The organism is Streptomyces alkaliterrae (assembly GCF_007097205.2).
Classification (GTDB): domain Bacteria; phylum Actinomycetota; class Actinomycetes; order Streptomycetales; family Streptomycetaceae; genus Streptomyces; species Streptomyces alkaliterrae.
This window is the reverse complement of sequence record NZ_VJYK02000476.1, coordinates 1-2,749: the sequence shown is the minus strand read 5'-3', so window position 1 is coordinate 2,749 and position 2,749 is coordinate 1. Positions and strand designations below refer to the sequence as shown.

Genomic DNA, 2,749 nt, shown 5'->3' with positions numbered 1-2,749 from the left:
GGTGCGTACGGCTCGGCGGCGTCATGACCGGGGCGGCGGTCGGGAGACCTACGCTCCCCGCATGACCACGACCACCCCGGCCCGCCACCCCGGCCGCCCCGGGTAGCGGGTTGTGCGACGCTATCCGCCGATCGCCGAGCACGGCCTGGTGGGTGACCTCCGGACCGCCGCGCTGGTCTCCGCCGACGGCGTCGTCAACTGGTTCTGCGCGCCGCGCTTCGACTCCCCGAGCCTGTTCGCCGCTCTGCTCGACCATCAACGCGGCGGCTACTTCGCGGTCACCGTCGACGGTCCGGACGTCACCACCCGGCAGCTGTACCTGCCCGACACCGCGGCCCTGGTGACGCGGTTCCTGAGCCGGCGGGGCGTGGGCGAGGTCGTCGACTTCATGCCCGTGGACCGGGCCGAGCGCGCCGACGGGCCGCGGCGGTTGGTGCGGCTGCTCCGCGTCGTACGCGGTGAGCTGCCGTTCTCCGTCGCGTGCCGGCCGCGCTTCGACTACGGCCGGGCGCGGCACGCGATGGAGTTGCGCAGCGTGGGCGAAGCCCGGTTCACCGTGCCCGGCGGCCCGGTCACCGCCCGCCTGACCGCCTGCGGGCCCATCGCCCTGGAACGGGACGAGGCCGGCGGGCGGGAGGCACATGGCGGGCGGGAGGCCGAGGACGTCGGTCAGGCGCTGCGGCAGGAGGACATCCGTGCCCGCCTCGTGCTGCGCCAGGGGGAGCAGGCCGGGCTGGTCCTCGAGGTCGCACCGGCCGGCCCTCGGGAAGAACCGCCGCCGCCGAGCCTGGAAGCCCTCGACCAGGAGCTGCACGCCGTGCGGCACTTCTGGCACCACTGGGTCAGGAAGTCGCGCTACCGGGGACGTTGGCAGCAACTGGTGAACCGGTCGGCCATCACGCTGAAGCTGCTCACCTACGCGCCGACCGGCGCCCCGGTCGCAGCCGCCACGATGGGGCTCCCCGAGCAGATCGGCGGCGAACGCAACTGGGACTACCGCTACACCTGGATCCGTGACGCCTCGCTGTCCGCGCACACCCTGCTGGATCTCGGGTTCACCGAGGAGGCCGAGGCGTACCGGCACTGGTTGGGGGAACGCCTCCGCGCAGGCACGGCGGGCGGCGCGGGCGGCGGTACGGTGACGGGTGAGCCGCTACAGATCATGTACCGAGTCGACGGCGATCCGCACCTCTCCGAGGAGGTGCTGCCGCACCTCGAGGGCTACCGGGGTTCGGCGCCGGTCCGCCTCGGCAACGCCGCCGCCGACCAACTTCAACTCGACATCTACGGCGAAGCCGTCAACGCGCTGACCCGTTCCGCGCGGTCCACGCAGACCGCCGGCTACGACGGCTGGCTCGCGCTGTCCGGTCTCCTCGACTGGCTCACCGGCGCCTGGGACCGGCCCGACGAGGGCATCTGGGAGACCCGCGGCGGCCCCCGGCACTTCACCTACAGCCGGGTCATGAGCTGGACGGCGTTCGACCGGGGCATCCGGCTCGCCAGCGACCTCGCCCGACCGGCGGACCTCGCGGCCTGGACGGCGGCCAGGGACGCGGTGCTGCGCCAGGTCATGGAACGCGGTTGGAGCGCTCGGCGCCAGGCGTTCGTGCAGCACTACGACGGCGAGGTGCTGGACGCGTCGCTTCTGCTGATGCCGGCCGTCGGCTTCGTCTCGCCCCGGGACCCGCGCTGGCTGTCCACGCTGGACGCGATGGAGTCGGAACTGGTCACCGACAGCCTCGTCCACCGCTATGACCCGGCCGCCGCGCCCGACGGGCTGCGCGGCGGCGAAGGCACGTTCTCGCTGTGCAGCTTCCTGTACGTGAACGCGTTGGCCCAGGCCGGGCGGCTCGGGCAGGCGCGCTACGCGTTCGACAAGATGACGACGTACGCCAACCACGTCGGGCTCTACGCCGAGGAGATCGGCCCGACCGGGGAGCAGCTGGGCAACTTCCCGCAGGCCTTCACCCATCTGGCCCTCATCGCCGCCGTGCTCTCGCTGGACACCGAACTCGACCGCATCGGCGCCTGAGACGGCCACCCCACGACAAGCGCCCACGACAAGCGCCCACGACAAGCGCCTCCGCGACGGCCGCCCCCCGACGGCCGCCGCGACGAGCGCCCGACGACCGGCCCGCCCCGGCAGGAGCGGGCCGGCGGCGGCCGGATACTCCGCCCCGTCGGTCTCAGCGGTTCAGGTAGACGGACTTGATCTTCATGCTGCCGGTCTCCCGGGACATCCCGCCCCGGCTGATGTTCCAGACCGTGCCGCCCCCGCCGTTCCAGCGGGAGAACTTCGCGCCCTTGTTCCGGCGGTTGTGGTACGACTTGATCTTCTCGTCGGCGCCGTACTTGTCCAGGTTCTGCCAGCCGCCCTCGTCCTTGAACTTCAGCATCCGCCCGCCGTAGTTCTTTCCGGTGAAGACGCAGAGCGTGTGCCGGGGGCAGCCGGAGGAGGCCGCAGCCCGGACGGACTCCGCGGACGCGGCCGACCCCGCCGTGGCCATTCCCGCCGACTCCGTCGGCAGTTGGGACGGCACGGCCGTCGCGGGTGCCGCGAGCAGGCCGGCCGAGAGGCCGCCCACAAGCGAGGTGGTCGCGGCGGCGACGGCAAAGCGCTTACGTACGTACATGACTTCCGTTCCCTTCAGGTCGAGGGCGCGCCCGGGAGGCGGGGCGCGTGCTCGACCGGTTGCGTCGAGCCGTGCGAACACGACGTTCCCGCCCCACCGCGCCCCCGGTCCACAGC

At 72.9% G+C, this 2,749-nt stretch carries 2 protein-coding genes; one reads left to right on the top strand and one right to left on the bottom strand.

Translation table 11 applies throughout. The features are described from left to right. Nucleotides 1-112: 112 nt before the first annotated feature. Nucleotides 113-2,032: a glycoside hydrolase family 15 protein gene (locus FNX44_RS25785; RefSeq protein ID WP_143651387.1), complete on the top strand. Its 1,920-nt coding sequence runs from the start codon at nt 113-115 to the stop codon at nt 2,030-2,032. Nucleotides 2,033-2,186: 154 nt separating this feature from the next. Here the strand turns inward: FNX44_RS25785 and FNX44_RS25780 are convergent, their stop codons facing one another. Beyond that, nucleotides 2,187-2,633 (bottom strand): peptidase inhibitor family I36 protein, encoded by a 447-nt coding sequence (locus FNX44_RS25780; protein ID WP_143651386.1) that lies wholly within the window; start codon nt 2,631-2,633, stop codon nt 2,187-2,189. Between the last annotated feature and the right edge of the window lie 116 nt (nt 2,634-2,749).